The sequence below is a fragment of the Bacillus glycinifermentans genome (genome assembly GCF_001042475.2).
GTDB classification, from domain to species: Bacteria; Bacillota; Bacilli; order Bacillales; family Bacillaceae; genus Bacillus; species Bacillus glycinifermentans.
On record NZ_LECW02000001.1, the window covers coordinates 203,077 to 218,461 of the forward strand.

The window sequence follows — 15,385 nt, forward strand, 5'->3', positions numbered from 1 at the left end:
CTCACCCCTTCACCAAAAGTGATCCGGCCAGAACGATAACGGCGATATAGGCGGTCAGCACAAATACAAACCGCTTTTTAAAAGTGCCGAGCATCATCAGCAGGTTCTTGATATCGACCATCGCTCCAAATACGAGAAAGGCGATGAGCGAGCTGAGAGAAAACGTGCTGCTGAAGGATGACGCAATAAAGGCATCAACCTGTGAGCAAAGTGACAAAACAAAGGACAAGCCCATCATCACAAGCGATGAAGATACATCATTGTGTCCGATTGCAAGAAGTGTCGATGTTTTTACATACGTCTGCATCGCAGCCGCCACAAAAGCCCCGATGATCAAATATTTTCCGACTGAAAAAAACTCATCAACCGCATGGCCGAGCATACCGCCCAGCTTTTTCAGAAATGTCTTTCCGGAATGGCCGTGATGATGGTGTGAATCGCCTTCAAGAAGCTGATTACCTTTAAATTGATAAGAAATGATAACCCCGGTAATAAGGGCGGCAGCGAACGCCAGCCCGCCGCGGTAAAGGACGACGTCCCACTTGTTTCCGAAAGCGATAAACGTCGAAAACAATACAATCGGATTGATGATCGGAGCCGTCAGCATAAAGGCTGAAGCCGCATGAAGCGGCACGCCCTTTAAAAGCAGGCGCCGGGCGATCGGAACAATGCCGCATTCACAAGCCGGAAACAGCATGCCGGCGAATATGCCGAACAGCACGGCCAGAAAGCGGTTTTTCGGTATGACCCTTGCGATCATTTCTTCCGTGACAAACATTTGAATCAGACCAGAGATAAAAACGCCGATCAATACGAACGGAATTGCTTCTATTAATATACTGATAAAGATTGAATTGAGCTGCAGAAACTGTGAAGCCATAAAAAACCTCCGAGGGCTGCATTTTTTATTTCAAAATAGGATTATATCATAACGTAATGGAGGGGGGGGATATGAGTATATTTGGCGGGCTGGCTTCTCATGAGGCAAGCTGAATGCGGACAGGCTTGGTCTGTCCGCATGAAAGGCATCAGGATGGGCGTTTGGCCGTAACGATCTCACCCAATGCCGCATAGTCGTTTCCGCAAGGCCGGGCGGTGGGGCCAATGCTTCTATCCGGATATATCCGTGTTCAGGATCGTATACGTCATCGCAAAATAAATGCAGACGACCCTTCCGATCAACAGATCATTGGCGGTTTCGCCATGGTCATTTTCGAATGTGAGATGACGCTCCAACCTGCATTTTAAGCGGATCCGCGCTACCCGGATGGCGGGAACAGCCACACGATGTGTAGACCGGTCAAACCGGGCCTGCTTTCATGTGCAGGCAGAGAAGCGGCGGTCTGATTTCGTGTCTCAAACCATATCCTCATCGACGATATGAACGGCAAATTCACTCGATTTCACGGCATCCCTGTTTTAAGTCTGACGGATGCTGACTGCGTTAAAAAAGCTGAACGGTGCGGCATTCACCGCTCCATTGACAGTCGAGACCGTTGTCACGAATGCAATCGGCCTTGGCCTGGCAACGGTTTGTACGATTCAATGGCAGAGAGGTTGAACGTAAACATATCATGAATGAAAGATGAATGTTGTGATAGAATATTCGTACAATTAATGAGAGGGGACGAGAGTCATGCAGCAACCTTATGATTTACCATTGGATCAGTTATATCAATATAAACCAGAAAAAACCGCTTTGGACGATTTTCAAGAGTTCTGGGAGGAATCGCTGGGGGAGCTTGCAAAAGAAAAAGCCGAGCCGCAGCTTGAAAGGTACGATTACCCGGCAGACGGCGTGAATGTGTACTGGCTGACATACCGGAGCATAGGCGGGGCGCATATTAAAGGATGGTATGCGGTGCCCGACCGCAAAGGCCCGCATCCTGCAATCGTCAAGTATCACGGCTATAACGCGAGCTATGACGGGGACATTCATGACATCGTCAACTGGGCGCTGCATGGCTATGCAACATTCGGGATGCTTGTCCGCGGACAGAACGGCAGCGAGGATACGAGCGGCTCCCCTCACGGACACGTGCCGGGCTGGATGACAAAAGGCATCCTCGACCCGAAAACGTATTATTACAGATATGTGTATCTGGATGCCGTAAGGGCGCTCGAGGTCGTCAAAGGGTTTGCCGAAGTCGATGAAAAACGGATCGGCGTCATCGGCGCGAGTCAAGGCGGCGGACTGGCGATCGCGGCTTCCGCATTGTCTGATATTCCGGCAGCAGCCGTTTCTGAATATCCGTATTTAAGCAATTTCCAAAGGGCGATCGATACAGCGATAGACCAGCCGTATCTTGAAATCAACTCCTTTTTCAAAAGGAACGGCAGCCCGGACATTGAGAGGAAAGCGATGAACACCTTGTCATATTTCGATATTATAAATCTCGCCGAATCGGTGAAGGCGCCCGTTCTCATGTCAATCGGCTTAGTGGACACCATCACGCCGCCATCGACCGTTTTTGCGGCATACAATCATCTAAACACTGAAAAAGAGCTGAAAGTGTACCGCTATTTTGGCCATGAATTCATTCCGGCGTTCCAAACTGAAAAACTGGCGTTTTTGAGAAAGCATTTAAAATGAAAATGTAGGCACCCGGCTGAAGATTTGCCGGGTGCTATTTTATATCTTGATCAAAGAATATATCGTATGGTAAGATATAAAAGGGTGATGATTTGATGAACGAAGTAATTGAAGCAATCAATCAAGACTGGACAGATATTTATTACCATTTGCACTATAAGCATCAAGACGGGTTGTCACACCAGGCCGTCCGTTTGCTGCAGCATCTCGAAAAAAACCGGTACGCCACAATCGGCGATTTGGCAAGCCTTTTGGGGGTATCCCACAATACCGCATCAGAGCATGCGAAGCGGCTCATTCAGAAAAAGCTCGTTGAAAAAAAGAGGGACGCCAAGGATGAACGAAAGGTTTATGTCATATTAACGGCTGAAGGCGAAGCTGCCGTAAAACGGCATACCCGGCTTGATCCGGACAAGCTGAAAAAGGTACTCGAACATTTACACGAGAATGAAGCCGAAATGGTAAAAACGGCGTTTTCCATATTAAGCCGGGGGGCAAAATCGTGTTTTTAATCGTTAAAATTGCCGTCTCTGCCGTTGTCATCGGCATTATTACTGAAATCGCCAGAAGGTCGCCGGAGACTGGAGGAATCGTCGCCGCGCTTCCGCTTGTCAGTCTGCTGAGTTTATTTTGGCTTTCTGTCCAAGGAGAGTCTCTGAAGCATTTAAGCCAATTCGCGGCAGGCGTGTTGTGGGGGCTTCCGGCAACCGCAGCGCTTATCCTGATCGTAGCTGTCTGCTTAAAATCCTCGCTTCCGCTTGCTGTTTCTTTCGTGTTCGGTTTATGCGGCTGGGGCGGATGCTTGTTTCTTCAAAAAGCTATCTTTGGCTGAAAGCAGAAAAATCATGAATTTCGGGAACGGCTCCGTAGGTTCCCTTAATGCGAATGTTTTTGCATTCGCCTTCCGTATTTTCAAAATACAGCCTGTATGTGCGGAGAATTGACGGCGTAATCACGTCTTGGGCCGTTCGATCCGGCCAGTTGCCGACATAGTCTTTTATGCTCAAACTCATAAATCTGCCGGACAGGTGCATCATCTGGATTTTAATGGTTGTTTTACAGTTTTCCGCATTGAAAATCGTAAACTTATAACCTACGTTCCAGTCGTATGCGTCTGAGTCGACGTGAGGAATAAGTTCCACATGCGTTCCCGTAAACGAAATGTTTAATTTGTGCGGGAATGTGTAAGCTTTAGCACTGTCTCCAAAGCTGAAAAATCCGCAAACCAGCGTCAAAATTGCTGCCAGAAAAAAACGTTTCATCAAAAATCACCTCCTTTTCCATTTTATTGTAACAAACGGATGGAAAAATGAGGAGATCTTTATATAGGTGTGCGGGAGCGGGCTTCTTTTTTATGTGCAATGTTTGGACGGAATGATATACAGCTCGGAAGGGGAAACCATTCTGGGCGTAAATGGAACATCCTGAAGCGCATCAGCTGGTATAACAGCAGTGGCAAAAAATCGCGAATAGCCGTTTTGGCTAAGGCTGATTCGGTACGTCTGTACAGATTCCGGCTCAAGCTCATACGAAAATGCGCGGGCTGAATCTTGATTGATCTGAAACGATTGCCAATTTCCATTTTGAAAATGATATAAGCAACCTTTTAGTTTATATGTCTCTTCATTGATCAAGGAAATATACATATGTTGATCATCTAACCTTCTGATCCGGTGTCCTTTCCTGTCAGAAAGGTAAATCAGCCGTACCTGTTCTCCGCTGCTTCTCTTCTGATGGACGGGTTGAACGAAAGGCGGGCGCTCCAGCTGGCCGGAAGATGCCGTGCAAGATATCAATTCAAAATAATAGACAGCAGCATATTCGGTGTTCCAATCATCTTGTTCAGTTTTTAAATCGAATAGGGATGTCTGGGCGATGATATAGACGATGCGGCTCCTCCCTGAAGGAATATCTTTTAGATTGATATAGGTGCTTTTTGAGGAACGGGGAGGTACTGTCAATTGAAGGGTTTGGACGGGTTCCGCGTATTCTTCAAAGATTACCGAGATGTGAATATGATCCGCCTGATCTGTTTCATTACGATATGTATACGAGGCTTTAAAGTGTCCTGACGGATCTGTTTTGTATTGGGCTTTGTTTCTGTTTATGACATAACGGTCCTCTGCGTGGAAATGGGTTGACCTGACTCTGTTCATAAAACCGCCTCCTTTTTAGGATAGAGAACCGCCGGCTTTGAGCCGGCGGCTTTCTTTCTATTTTTTCAGGTAAACTTCTGTCCGCTTCTCCAAGTAGTCCTGAAACAAAGCGATCAGCGAACAAATCCCCCAGTAAATCAAGGCAACTAAAATATACATCGTCATGTAATCGAATTCCCGGCCGCCGACGATTTTTGCCTGCTGAAACAGCTCAGGTACGGTAATCATGGCCGCAAGGGAAGATGCTTTCACAAGGTCGAGCATCACGTTGGTAAGCGGCGGGAGGGCGATTCTCACCGATTGGGGGACGATGACGTGCCGCATCGTCTGCCAATAAGAAAATCCGATCGATTTTGCAGCGTCCCACTGGCCTCTGTCAACAGAAGACAAGGCTGAACGGATGATTTCGGCAATATAGCCGGCGCTGTTGACGCTAAAGCCGATCAAGGCAGCCGTTAATGCCGGAAACTGAATTCCGATGTACGGAAAGCCAAAGTAAAGAATAAATAAAATGACCAATATCGGGACGCCTCTCATAAATGAGATATAGACTTTTGCCGGCCATCTGAGCAAAGCGAACCTGGACATGCGGCCAAGCGCGATGAAAAAGCCGAGAATCAGGCCGAAACACATACTGGCAAACGAAATCAGCAGCGTATTCCATATGCCCTGCATGACATAAGGAAACGATTTAGCGGCTAATTCTGCATTGAAAATATATTCCCATTGAATCGAGCCCACGTCACATTCCTCTATTTGTCTACATCGACGTCAGTAAAGTCGATATCCTGTTTTTTTGAAACGTCGGCGCCGCCAAAGAATTGTTTTGAAATCTTCTTAATCGTTCCGTCTTTCAGCATGTCTTCTATCGTTTGATCGAACCGTTCTTTTAGTTCGGTATTTCCTTTTTTGATGATCATCCCTTGCTGGTGCGGGTAATATTTAAGATCGGGATGAATCGTCAAATCCAAATCAGGCATTGCCTTAAGCGCCAGCCTTTGCAGATAATAGTCGTTTAAAATAACGTCTGTCCTGCCGTTCGCCACGTCTTTTAAATATTGTTCATTTGTTGCATTGTCGTAAATAACCTCTTCAGCCCCGTATTTTCTGGCGATTTCCATGTAAACGGTCGTTGCCGCTCCCGCCGCCTTTTTCCCTTTCAGGTCATCCAGTGTGCGGATGCCTGATAAATCCTTCTTGCGGACGATTGCCGTACCGTATGAATACTTATAAGGCGTTGAGAACAAGAACTTTTTCTTGCGGTCCTTTGTCATTGTAATATCGTTGGCTGCAGCGTCGGCCTGTCCGCTGTTGACCGCTGTCAGCATGCCGTCAAAGCCCATTTCTTTAAATTCGACATCCAAATCGAGCCGCTTCGCCGCCTCGCGGACGACTTCAACTTCATAGCCGGTCAGCTTGTCTTTGCCGGAAACCGTGTCATGGTATGAAGTAGGGTAAAGGGTTCCCGAAGTCGCCACAACGATCTTCCCTTTTTCCTTGATTTGCTCCCAGGCCGTTTTTTGGCCGTTTTGAGTCGTGTTGCTGCACGCAGCGGTTAAAAATGCGAATGCCGCCGCGATAAGAATCAATGTATAAATGCGAACGTTTTTCACTGAAATATCCTCCTGCCATTCGTGTAGTCAAGAAAACATTAGCACTATAGAAGGCAAACAGGCAATAAGTTATTTTGTATTGGGAAAAAATAAATGAAAAAGATATTGGGCCATATAAGGAGGATGAGGAATGATGAAACATATTTTAATGATCAACGGATATGAGGCGTATCCGCATGCGAGAGGGGAACTGAATCATACGGTTTTTACGGCGATGGCGGACAGGTTAGGGGAAACATACGATGTTAAAAAAACGGTGTTGCAGACGTGTATAAGATCTTATTCAGAAACGCCATTGCACTTTCGAGCAGAGATTTATGACCAAGACCTTAAGAGTTTTGTTAAAGTTTTGCCGACTCATTAAACATTGCAGATTACAGACATTTACAAATCTGATGACTATGGGACATTGTCCACTCGCTACCTTCAATGAATTAACGATGCTCTCAACGTATTAACGCCATTTTCCATATACCCCTTTAAACAAGTTAACGTGTATACCCAACCTTCTTTTTGGCCCATCATTTTAGCCACAACCTCAGGATCATCTTCTTTCAAGCCTGATTCATTTACTTCTATAATTGTACTCGTATCAGCCTCTGTTAATGTAATTGTAACAACCGTTTCTTGATCATATCCTCCCCACGAGAATACGATTTTCTTATTATCCTCGACTTCCAGTACATCTATAGCCCCTTCCGCATTATATTCATCATATCTTAATGTAACTGTCTTGCCTTGCTCCCATCTTTCAGAACTCGAAGTGAACCAAAAATTACCGATTTTTGAAGGGTCTGTGAAAGCTTCGAAAACTTCATTGGCCGGTTTGTTTATTTTTAATTTCGTAGTTACTTGAGTATTCATACTCAATCATCATCCTTTACAGATTATTATAGATTCCATCTGTAAAATGGAATGCTGAACATTTATTTTTTGTCGCAATAGCAATGGGATAGGTCATGTTTGTTCGTTTCTTCGCGTTTCATTCACTGCAAGCGTCTGTCCCAATCAGCTGCCAATTTCGTCATCCGCTCTGTTGTTGCAGCGGACATACTGTATATCGCACTTCCGTCCAATACGGTCGGAAGTCACTGGTTCAGCAGCAAGGTGTTTGACAACTGTCTATCGGGATACAGGTACGATAGTTGCTAAAGTCGCTGCGGAGCATGTCCCATTGCAGCAATGAGTGAAGCTTACTGAAGGGCAGCAAAATAGTTGCTCTGCATTTGGCAATCATAATTACTATCTGGAGGGTAACGAGGGATCGTTAATTAAGAATAGGGAAACGATTATACGTGATAGCTTTGCTTAAATTTCCCGCGCTTATTCCGGTAAATGGACCGATTTAAAAGAAAAAGATGTGCAGCCTTTACTGGCATATCAAAAAATGATTTCATTCTCTTTCAAATGGGCGGCTGTTTTCAGATGTAATGTATAAGCGCTGGAAATTGTGATCCAATGTGCCCGGTTATATTTTCTTGTTTGAAAAATGCTTTAAATTTAATTTTTTTATTAAAAAAACCTAGATTTTTATTTAAAAATTAGATATTTTTTATATGTGATAATGATTCTCATTTTAAATTAATCGGAAAAGGAAGAGAATGATGTTGAAATACAGCAGGAAATTAACCGTACTTTTCGGTGTTTTAGCGCTGATGCTGATCATCGCATCCGGATGTTCCTCCGGCCAAAAAGAAAACAGCGGAGCATCAAAAGGAAAAGGAAGAGAAATAAAGCATGAACTTGGGACAGCCCATATCAGCGGTACGCCCAAAAGGGTTGTCGTTTTGGAGAATTCGTTTGTTGATGCGGTGACAAAATTGGGCGTGAAGCCCGTTGGAATAGCAGACGACAAGAAAAAAGACATGATTGAAAAGCTTGTTGGCGGACCGATTGAATATACCTCTGTCGGCACCCGCAGCGAGCCGAATTTGGAAATCATCAGTTCTCTAAAGCCCGATTTAATCATAGCCGACGCTGAGCGGCACAAAAACGTATACCGGGATCTAAAGGGAATCGCGCCTACGATTGTGCTAAAAAGCAGAGAGGCAACTTACCAGGAAACGATTGACGGATTTCAAACGATCGCCAAAGCGCTTAATAAAGAAAAAGAGGGAAAACAAGACCTGGCAGACCATCAGAAGCAGATGGGCAGTCTGAAAAGCAAACTGCCGAAAAAAGAAAATCGTACGATTATGCTTGGCGTTGCCCGGACCGACTCTTTTAACGTCCACACGTCATCATCATATGACGGAGAGATTATGGAAATTCTCGGGTTTAAGCACGCACTGCAATCCAAAGAGGCGTATAAAGATGTCAGCCTGGAGCAATTGAGTGAAATCAACCCGGATATTCTTTTCGTATCAAGCAACGAGGGACACACGATTGTTGATGACTGGAAAAGCAATCCGATCTGGAAAAACCTTAAAGCGGTGAAGAACGGCCAAGTATATGACGCCGATCGCGATCTTTGGACAAGATTCCGCGGAATCAGCTCAAGCGAAAAGCTGTCAAAAGACCTGATTCAAAAAGTGTACGGTAAATAATCAAAACCAAAAAGAAGCGGGAGTCATTCCTTGCTTCTTCTTGTTTTATCAACAGGGTTCTGTAAGGAAGTGGGCCATTTGAATGTTTCAGCAAACAGACTTCTTATTTTGATAACGGCTTTCATTTTATTTATTTTAGGCATCGGTTTAAACCTGTCTGTCGGGGCGTCTCATATCAGCTTTGCCAAAGCCTTGAAATCGCTTGTAGTGTGGGACCACTCAAAGGAACAGCTGATTATCACGACTCTCCGCCTCCCGAGGACGCTCATCGCCGTCTTTGTCGGCGCCAATCTGGCGGTAGCAGGAGCTCTGATGCAGGCAATGACGAGAAATCCTCTTGCATCCCCGCAGCTGTTCGGGGTGAATGCGGGGGCATCATTGGCGGTGGTAGCGTCGATTGTGCTGTTTCCCCATTTGAACGCTTTTTCTTCCGTCGGATTTGCTCTCGTCGGTGCGGCGGCAGGAGGCTTGATTGTCTATTCTTTTTCTTCCTCAGGGGGAATGACGCCGGTAAAGCTTGCACTGACCGGCATGGCGGTCCACCTTTTTCTATCTTCATTCACACAGGGGATTATCATCCTGAACGAATCAGCGGGTGATGTCCTGTACTGGATGACCGGTGCGATTGACGGGAGCAACTGGAAAGATGTAACGGTCATATTGCCGTTTACGCTCGTCGGCGTCGGGCTCGCTGTCATATGCTCGGGAACGGTTTCGATTCTTGGATTAGGAGAAGAGACGGCAAAGGGGCTTGGGCAAAATACAAAAGCGATCAAAACGCTCGTCAGCCTGGTCATTCTCATTTTGGCCGGCTCTTCTGTTGCCGTTGCCGGTCCGATCGGGTTTGTCGGCCTGATTGTGCCGCATATCGTCCGAAAGCTGGTTGGCGAGAACTATAAATTCGTCATCCCGTTTTCCGCATTGTTCGGGGCTCTGCTGCTCGTCTACGCTGATGTGCTTGCAAGATGGATCGCATTTCCGTATGAATCTCCGGTCGGCATCGTGACCGCCATTCTCGGAACCCCGTTTTTCTTATATTTGGCGAGGAAAGAGAGGAATGCAAGGTGAAAAAAAGTCTTCATATCAAACATCCTTTTATGATGATCATTCTTCTTTTTCTTGTCATGCTCGTCTGCGTCATCATCAGCATAGGCTTCGGGGCGCTTTATATCGCACCCGGCGATGTGATCAAAAATCTGTTCGGAATCAGCAGCGACTATCAATTTATTATTCAGAAATACCGGCTCGCAAGGGTGATTCTGGCAGTGCTTGCCGGAGCGGGTCTCGGAGTATCCGGTGCGATTTTGCAGGGAGTGATCAGAAATCCGCTTGCATCACCTGATGTCATTGGAATAACAAAGGGCGCCAGCTTGGCGGCGATGGTCGTCATTCTGCTTTTTCCTGCAGCGCCTCTCATTGTCCTGCCTTTGTCCGCATTTGCCGGGGCAGGTCTTGTTGCTGTATTGTTAATGGTATTCGTACGTAAAAAAAATGCCCGGCCGTCGACGATCGCGTTAGTCGGTATCGCATTGGGTGCGATCTGTCACGCCGGCATGCAATATATGATGGTCAAGTTCCCCGGGGATGTGAATGCCGCCCTCATTTGGGTCACCGGGAGTCTGTGGGGGAGGAGCTGGGATGAGATTAAGCTCCTTGCTCCATGGCTTGCATTATGCTTGCCCATTCTCTTTCTCCTGGCAGCCAAGCTTGATTTAATGTCGCTCGGTGATGAGCTTGTCGACGGTTTGGGAGAACGTTCGGCGCGCCTCAGGTTTATGTTAATATTCGTCGCTGTCGGTCTTGCCGGCAGCTGTGTTGCAGTTGTCGGTTCAATCGGATTTGTCGGGTTAATCGCTCCGCACATTGCCAGAAGGCTTGTCGGAACAAAATCAAAATATCTGCTTCCCGCTTCAGGGCTTGCGGGTTCGATTATCCTCCTGGCAGCCGACAGCCTTGGCAGAGGCTTGATGCCGCCTGTGGAAATACCGGCCGGCATATTGACCGCCATCATAGGGGCTCCATATTTTCTATATTTATTAAAAGCGGAATCTGCAAAAAAGTGAGTGGAGGATGATGAAGGTGAAACTATCGGCGCAAAAGCTGACCCTTTCTTACGATACATCGACAATCATCAATGAGATTGACTTGGAAATACCGGAGGGCAAGATCAGCGTTCTGATCGGCTCAAACGGATGCGGAAAATCCACCATATTGAAATCTCTTGCAAGGATCATGGCGCCTGAAAGCGGCTCTGTTTATTTGGACGGAAAAGACATTCACCGGCAGCCGTCAAAAGAGATAGCGAAAAAAATGGCAATTTTGCCCCAATCGCCTCAAGCACCGGAAGGGCTAACCGTTGAGGAGCTGTGCTACTTCGGAAGACACCCTCATAAAAAACTGCTTTCCAGGCATACAAAAGAAGACCATGAAATGGTTGATTGGGCTTTAGAAGCGACGGGGATGGCGGAGCTGCGAAATCGGACGCTTGACGCCCTTTCCGGCGGACAAAGACAAAGAGCCTGGATTTCAATGTCTTTGGCGCAAGGTACAGACTTGCTTTTGCTTGATGAGCCTACGACATTTTTGGATATTGCCCATCAAATAGAAGTTTTGGAGCTGTTAAAACATTTGAACCGCGATTATGGCCGCACGATTGTGATGGTATTGCACGATTTGAACCAGGCTTCCCAATACGCCGATTATTTAATCAGCATATTGGACGGAAAAGTATACAGCGCAGGAGCGCCTGAAGAAGTGTTTACACCATCCTTGTTTCGCGACGTTTTTGGACTTGAGTGCTGCATCATGAAAAGCCCCGTCGACCAGAAACCGATGTGCCTGCCGACCGGATTATGCGGCAGAGCGCTCGCAGCGGCGCAAAATATGACTGGATGAGGTTTGTGCTTGAAGGCGCAAACCTCTTTTTTCGTTTTGATAGAAGGCATGTTACAGTTATAGTAAAAGTTCAAGCAGGTGATGCCTATGTTTTTAAAAAAGCTGACATTGCTTCAAGAAAAAATTCCTCACGATTCAAAGTATCCTTTTTCTATTCCGGCTATTAAACATTTAAGAGAAATGACCTTTCAAAAAAGCGTTACTTTTTTTGTCGGGGAAAACGGCTCGGGAAAATCGACGCTGCTTGAAGCGATTGCGGATAAATGCGAATTCAACACGGCCGGCGGGGGAAGGAATAATACATATGAAGTGCATGCATCAGAGTCTTCCCTGGGTGACTACCTCAGACTTTCCTGGCTCCCGAAAATAACGAACGGTTTTTTTCTGCGTGCGGAATCCTTCTATCACTTTGCGACTCATCTTGAAGAGGTGGATAATACAGGCTTCGTCCATTACGGAGGCCGGTCCCTTCATGAGCAGTCTCACGGCGAATCTTTTTTATCGCTTTTCAAGCACCGCTTCAATCAAAGAGGAATTTACCTTCTCGATGAGCCTGAAGCCGCTCTATCACCGGCGAGGCAGCTCGCTTTCTTAAAAATCATCCATGATTTGACCCGCAATAACGAAGCCCAGTTCATCATCGCTTCCCACTCCCCGATATTATTGGGTTATCCGGATGCGGAGATTTTCAGCTTCGACGGTGACACCATCGCTGAAGTAAGCTATGAGAATACCGATCATTACACGTTAACGAAATATTTCCTCCAGCACCGCGAAAAGCTTCTTGCCGAATTGTTTTCAGAAGATGTTTGATGTGAAACGCGTTTCATACGATATGATAAAGTGCAAACATCGAAACAGGAGTGAAACCATTATGATTCATCAGGATCTGAAACCATTTCCAAAACATTTCTTGTGGGGATCGGCTTCTGCCGCCTATCAAGTGGAAGGAGCCTGGAACGAGGACGGCAAAGGCGCCTCGGTTTGGGACGTATTCACGAAAATTCCGGGAAAAACGTTTAAAGGCAGCAACGGAGATGTTGCGGTCGACCATTATCACCGCTTTAAAGAAGACGTTGCTTTGATGGCTGAAATGGGATTGAAAGCATACCGCTTTTCGGTAAGCTGGCCCCGTATTTTTCCTCAAGGCAGGGGAGAGGTCAATGAAGCGGGTTTAGCGTTTTATGACAGGCTGATTGACGAATTGCTGGCTTTCGGTATCGAGCCTGTTTTAACGCTTTATCATTGGGATCTTCCCCAGGCTTTAATGGAAGAGTACGGGGGGGTCGAATCCAGACGGATCATCGAAGATTTTGACGCATATTGTGTGACGCTCTACAAGCGTTATGGGGACAGGGTGAAATATTGGGTATCCCTCAATGAACAAAATTACAACTTTAATCATGGTTTTATCACGGCCATGCACCCTCCGGGAGTCAAGGACAGAAAGCGGTTTTATGAAGCGAATCATCACGCATTTTTAGCTAATGCCAAGGCGATCGATTCATTCCGCCGATACGTTCCGGACGGAAAAATCGGGCCGAGCTTTGCTTATTCGCCGGCATATCCGCTGTCCAGCCGTCCGGACGATATCCTCGCTTTCGAAAACGCCGAGGAATTTATGAATCATTGGTGGCTTGACGTGTACTGCCGGGGAACATATCCGGATATTCCTTTTCAATATTTGAAGGAAAAAGGATGGGCGCCGACGATTAAGGACGGGGATTTGGAGCTGTTGGCGAAAGGCAGACCGGATTTTGTCGGAGTGAACTACTATCAGACAATCACTTATGAAATGAATCCTCTTGACGGTGTGTCAGATGGGAAAATGAACACCACAGGTCAAAAAGGCAGCAATCAGGAAACGGGTATTCCGGGTTTATATAAAACAAAAAGAAACCCTCATGTAGAGACGTCCAATTGGGACTGGGCCATTGATCCAATCGGTCTCAGAATCGGCCTGCGCAGGATATCAAGCCGCTACAAGCTTCCTGTTTTTATTACGGAAAACGGACTGGGCGAATTTGACAAGGTTGAGCAAGACGGCACGATTCAGGATGACTACAGAATTGCTTATTTACGCGCACATCTGGAACAGTGCAAACAGGCGGTGAACGACGGAGTTGAGTTAATCGGCTACTGCAGCTGGTCGTTTACCGATTTATTGAGCTGGCTCAACGGATATCAAAAGAGATACGGATTTGTCTACGTGAACCGCGATGAAGAAAATGTCAGGGATTTAAAACGGATCAAAAAGAAAAGCTTTTATTGGTATCAAGACGTGATTAGGTCAAACGGAGAGAAGCTGTAAGGAATGGGCGCTGGACGGAGTCAGCGCCTTTTTTTCCGCCTCTGAAGTAATTTTATCCTAAAGATCACCAAAAAATAAAGGACGGACAAGTGCGCTTTTCTATTTTAAAAATTAGTAATGTTGACACAATCTCCGTTGAATTAAAAATTTCTTTAAGAGAAAAGAAGGTATTTAAAATGAAAAATCTAATTTTCTCATAACGAAGAAAACCCCCTATAGAAAAGTTTGCTGAACGAATGTTATAAAATAACCGGATAAGGAGTGATTGAATTGCTACGCAAATTGTTGAATTCATTGAAAAACAGCGGTTACCGCCGATACAGCAGCAGCGATTACGGAAAGCGCCCATACAAAAAATACAGCAGCAGCGATTATCGGAAAAAGGGCCATGGGCACCATCATTATAAACGAAAGCATCATCGTTTTTACAGCAGCTGATCTGACGTGAAAACGATCCTGAGATGGGTGTTTGACCGCCCGTTAAGTAAAGGGACGGAGATCTCCGGACAATATCGAATCAAGGATGTTCTCGGGATGGGGAGCTACGGCATCACATATCTTGCCGAAAGGCTTGACGGATCCGGTCCTTGTGTTGTCAAGCAGCTGCGAAGAACAAAGTCATGGACATCCGGCGGCCGAAAGTCCTTTGACAGGGAAGCGGAGATTCTGCGAACACTGGGCTCTCCAGCTGCGCCTTGCTTGTATGATGTGCTCGGCAGCGGGCGGGAGTGCTTTATCGTGATGGAATATATAGACGGAAAAACGTTTGAAGATTTGATTTTTGATGAAGGACGCATCTTCGATGAGCGGGAAACCGTCCTGGTATTGCTTGAAGTGCTTCGAATCGTTTCTTCTTTTCATGCCCGCGGGATGATTCACCGCGACCTGAGAATCCCGAATATTCTTCAATCGAAAGAAGGCATCCGCATCATCGATTACGGGCTTGCCTGCAGCTTGACTGAGGTCGGGGAGACAGTTTACCGGCATCCGGAAAAAAAGCTGATGCGGTCGGTTTCGGTAAAAAGCGATTTTTACGCGTTGGGGCATTTTGCGCTTTTTCTTCTGTATTCAGGGTATATACCAAAGACAAAGGAAGAAAAAAGCTGGGAAGAAGAGCTTTCTATTTCCGCAGGGCTGAAAGCCGTTTTGCGCAAAATGCTGCAGATTGATCCTCCGTATAATAGCGCCCTGGATATCATCGCCGATCTGGAGTCCAACCTGTCTCCCCGGCTGGTGATAAAAGAAAATCTGTAATCAAAAGGGATGGTCGC

The 15,385-nt window shown here is 46.2% G+C and carries 20 protein-coding genes; 14 read left to right on the forward strand and 6 right to left on the reverse strand.

Annotation, left to right across the window (positions count from 1 at the left end; translation table 11 throughout):
* Position 1: 1 nt before the first annotated feature.
* Positions 2 to 880, reverse strand: a complete 879-nt coding sequence (locus tag AB447_RS01020; RefSeq protein WP_057957391.1) for a permease — start codon at positions 878 to 880, stop codon at positions 2 to 4.
* 552 nt (positions 881 to 1,432) lie between these two features.
* Between AB447_RS01020 and AB447_RS27155 the strand changes: the two genes are divergently transcribed.
* From AB447_RS27155 to AB447_RS01040, 4 genes are all read left to right on the forward strand, one after another.
* Entirely contained in the window at positions 1,433 to 1,561 is a 129-nt protein-coding gene (locus AB447_RS27155) for a hypothetical protein (protein WP_269430223.1), read from the forward strand.
* Between the two features lie 75 nt (positions 1,562 to 1,636).
* Positions 1,637 to 2,593, forward strand: coding sequence for an acetylxylan esterase (locus AB447_RS01030; RefSeq protein WP_048355332.1), 957 nt, complete (start codon positions 1,637 to 1,639; stop codon positions 2,591 to 2,593).
* Positions 2,594 to 2,688: 95 nt separating this feature from the next.
* Positions 2,689 to 3,105 (forward strand): MarR family winged helix-turn-helix transcriptional regulator, encoded by a 417-nt coding sequence (locus AB447_RS01035; protein ID WP_048355333.1) that lies wholly within the window; start codon positions 2,689 to 2,691, stop codon positions 3,103 to 3,105.
* Positions 3,096 to 3,425, forward strand: coding sequence for a DUF3147 family protein (locus AB447_RS01040; protein WP_048355334.1), 330 nt, complete (start codon positions 3,096 to 3,098; stop codon positions 3,423 to 3,425). The genes AB447_RS01035 and AB447_RS01040 overlap by 10 nt, the downstream gene beginning before the upstream one ends.
* On the opposite strand, the gene AB447_RS01045 is transcribed toward AB447_RS01040, so the two are convergent.
* The 4 genes from AB447_RS01045 to AB447_RS01060 all read right to left on the reverse strand — a co-directional run bounded on the left by AB447_RS01045 (position 3,412) and on the right by AB447_RS01060 (position 6,362).
* Positions 3,412 to 3,855 carry a hypothetical protein gene (locus tag AB447_RS01045; protein WP_048355335.1) on the reverse strand — a complete coding sequence of 148 codons (444 nt, stop codon included), beginning with the start codon at positions 3,853 to 3,855 and terminating at the stop codon, positions 3,412 to 3,414. The two genes, AB447_RS01040 and AB447_RS01045, sit on opposite strands and share 14 nt — an antisense overlap.
* Before the next feature lie 90 nt (positions 3,856 to 3,945).
* Complete coding sequence (locus tag AB447_RS01050; protein WP_053075423.1) at positions 3,946 to 4,749, reverse strand: hypothetical protein; 804 nt, start codon at positions 4,747 to 4,749, stop codon at positions 3,946 to 3,948.
* 57 nt (positions 4,750 to 4,806) lie between these two features.
* Entirely contained in the window at positions 4,807 to 5,490 is a 684-nt protein-coding gene (locus tag AB447_RS01055; protein ID WP_048355336.1) for an amino acid ABC transporter permease, read from the reverse strand.
* A gap of 11 nt (positions 5,491 to 5,501) precedes the next feature.
* Positions 5,502 to 6,362, reverse strand: coding sequence for a transporter substrate-binding domain-containing protein (locus tag AB447_RS01060; RefSeq protein WP_096891978.1), 861 nt, complete (start codon positions 6,360 to 6,362; stop codon positions 5,502 to 5,504).
* A gap of 130 nt (positions 6,363 to 6,492) precedes the next feature.
* Here AB447_RS01060 and AB447_RS26570 point away from each other — a divergent pair, with 130 nt between their 5' ends.
* On the forward strand, positions 6,493 to 6,726 hold the full coding sequence (locus AB447_RS26570; protein WP_048355337.1) for a hypothetical protein: 234 nt from the start codon (positions 6,493 to 6,495) through the stop codon (positions 6,724 to 6,726).
* Positions 6,727 to 6,788: 62 nt separating this feature from the next.
* Here the strand turns inward: AB447_RS26570 and AB447_RS01070 are convergent, their stop codons facing one another.
* Positions 6,789 to 7,226, reverse strand: coding sequence for an SRPBCC family protein (locus tag AB447_RS01070; RefSeq protein WP_048355338.1), 438 nt, complete (start codon positions 7,224 to 7,226; stop codon positions 6,789 to 6,791).
* A 99-nt stretch (positions 7,227 to 7,325) separates the two neighbouring features.
* Here AB447_RS01070 and AB447_RS25625 point away from each other — a divergent pair, with 99 nt between their 5' ends.
* The 9 genes from AB447_RS25625 (at position 7,326) to AB447_RS01105 (ending at position 15,368) form a co-directional block, all read left to right on the forward strand.
* On the forward strand, positions 7,326 to 7,514 hold the full coding sequence (locus AB447_RS25625; RefSeq protein ID WP_156183569.1) for a hypothetical protein: 189 nt from the start codon (positions 7,326 to 7,328) through the stop codon (positions 7,512 to 7,514).
* A 452-nt stretch (positions 7,515 to 7,966) separates the two neighbouring features.
* Positions 7,967 to 8,908, forward strand: a complete 942-nt coding sequence (locus AB447_RS01075) for an ABC transporter substrate-binding protein (protein WP_048355339.1) — start codon at positions 7,967 to 7,969, stop codon at positions 8,906 to 8,908.
* 69 nt (positions 8,909 to 8,977) lie between these two features.
* Entirely contained in the window at positions 8,978 to 9,976 is a 999-nt protein-coding gene (locus tag AB447_RS01080; protein ID WP_156415954.1) for a FecCD family ABC transporter permease, read from the forward strand.
* Entirely contained in the window at positions 9,973 to 10,971 is a 999-nt protein-coding gene (locus AB447_RS01085; RefSeq protein WP_048405915.1) for a FecCD family ABC transporter permease, read from the forward strand. The genes AB447_RS01080 and AB447_RS01085 overlap by 4 nt, the downstream gene beginning before the upstream one ends.
* A gap of 10 nt (positions 10,972 to 10,981) precedes the next feature.
* Entirely contained in the window at positions 10,982 to 11,803 is an 822-nt protein-coding gene (locus AB447_RS01090) for an ABC transporter ATP-binding protein (protein WP_048355341.1), read from the forward strand.
* A gap of 87 nt (positions 11,804 to 11,890) precedes the next feature.
* Entirely contained in the window at positions 11,891 to 12,616 is a 726-nt protein-coding gene (locus tag AB447_RS01095) for an AAA family ATPase (RefSeq protein WP_048355342.1), read from the forward strand.
* Positions 12,617 to 12,677: 61 nt separating this feature from the next.
* Positions 12,678 to 14,114 carry a glycoside hydrolase family 1 protein gene (locus tag AB447_RS01100; protein WP_057957392.1) on the forward strand — a complete coding sequence of 479 codons (1,437 nt, stop codon included), beginning with the start codon at positions 12,678 to 12,680 and terminating at the stop codon, positions 14,112 to 14,114.
* A gap of 270 nt (positions 14,115 to 14,384) precedes the next feature.
* Positions 14,385 to 14,552 carry a hypothetical protein gene (locus tag AB447_RS26070; RefSeq protein ID WP_172796304.1) on the forward strand — a complete coding sequence of 56 codons (168 nt, stop codon included), beginning with the start codon at positions 14,385 to 14,387 and terminating at the stop codon, positions 14,550 to 14,552.
* A 6-nt stretch (positions 14,553 to 14,558) separates the two neighbouring features.
* Positions 14,559 to 15,368 (forward strand): serine/threonine protein kinase, encoded by an 810-nt coding sequence (locus AB447_RS01105; protein WP_048355343.1) that lies wholly within the window; start codon positions 14,559 to 14,561, stop codon positions 15,366 to 15,368.
* The last annotated feature ends 17 nt before the right edge of the window (positions 15,369 to 15,385 follow it).

Bases quoted from the DNA above. Each gene is read 5' to 3' on its own strand.
- AB447_RS01075 (WP_048355339.1), top strand. From the start codon at position 7,967: ATGTTGAAATACAGCAGGAAATTAACCGTACTTTTCGGTGTTTTAGCG.
- AB447_RS26570 (WP_048355337.1), top strand. From the start codon at position 6,493: ATGATGAAACATATTTTAATGATCAACGGATATGAGGCGTATCCGCAT.
- AB447_RS01095 (WP_048355342.1), top strand. From the start codon at position 11,891: ATGTTTTTAAAAAAGCTGACATTGCTTCAAGAAAAAATTCCTCACGAT.
- AB447_RS01100 (WP_057957392.1), top strand. From the start codon at position 12,678: ATGATTCATCAGGATCTGAAACCATTTCCAAAACATTTCTTGTGGGGA.
- AB447_RS01035 (WP_048355333.1), top strand. From the start codon at position 2,689: ATGAACGAAGTAATTGAAGCAATCAATCAAGACTGGACAGATATTTAT.
- AB447_RS01045 (WP_048355335.1), bottom strand. From the start codon at position 3,855: ATGAAACGTTTTTTTCTGGCAGCAATTTTGACGCTGGTTTGCGGATTT.
- AB447_RS01050 (WP_053075423.1), bottom strand. From the start codon at position 4,749: ATGAACAGAGTCAGGTCAACCCATTTCCACGCAGAGGACCGTTATGTC.
- AB447_RS01020 (WP_057957391.1), bottom strand. From the start codon at position 880: ATGGCTTCACAGTTTCTGCAGCTCAATTCAATCTTTATCAGTATATTA.
- AB447_RS01090 (WP_048355341.1), top strand. From the start codon at position 10,982: ATGAAGGTGAAACTATCGGCGCAAAAGCTGACCCTTTCTTACGATACA.
- AB447_RS01030 (WP_048355332.1), top strand. From the start codon at position 1,637: ATGCAGCAACCTTATGATTTACCATTGGATCAGTTATATCAATATAAA.
- AB447_RS27155 (WP_269430223.1), top strand. From the start codon at position 1,433: ATGCTGACTGCGTTAAAAAAGCTGAACGGTGCGGCATTCACCGCTCCA.
- AB447_RS01070 (WP_048355338.1), bottom strand. From the start codon at position 7,226: ATGAATACTCAAGTAACTACGAAATTAAAAATAAACAAACCGGCCAAT.